Source organism: Pseudomonas sp. H1h (genome assembly GCF_000633255.1).
GTDB lineage: Bacteria > Pseudomonadota > Gammaproteobacteria > Pseudomonadales > Pseudomonadaceae > Aquipseudomonas.
This window is the reverse complement of record NZ_AYMJ01000076.1, coordinates 1-383: the sequence shown is the minus strand read 5'-3', so window position 1 is coordinate 383 and position 383 is coordinate 1. Positions and strand designations below refer to the sequence as shown.

The following is a 383-nucleotide window of genomic DNA, read 5'->3' as shown; positions in this document are numbered from 1 at the left end:
CCGATCCCCGAGATGACCCCGGTTTTCAGGTTGATGTTCATCGCCACTGTGCTGTCCAGATACGACACGGTGTCGCGACCGGCACCGCCGAAGAACTGGTCGGCACCGCCACCGCCATAGAACATGTCGTTGCCGTTACCGCCAGTGATGATGTTGTCGCTGGCATTGCCCCAACCGGTGAATGCAGCTGTACCGGTGTAGGTCAGACGCTCGACGTTGGCCGCCAGCGTGTGGTCCTTGTAACTGACCCGCACTTCATCGTTGCCGCCGCCCACTTGCTCGATGACGGTCACGCCACCACCGTTGACGTAGTAGATGTCGTCGCCCGCACCGCCGTCGTAGGTGGCGTAGAGGTAGGCGTCCGTGGTGAAGCTATCGTTGAA

At 60.8% G+C, this 383-nt stretch carries 1 protein-coding gene; it reads right to left on the bottom strand.

Translation table 11 applies throughout. The features are described 5' to 3' along the window. Positions 1 to 383: hypothetical protein (locus U862_RS0129070; protein WP_029977929.1), on the bottom strand; the 383-nt coding region annotated here is incomplete at both ends.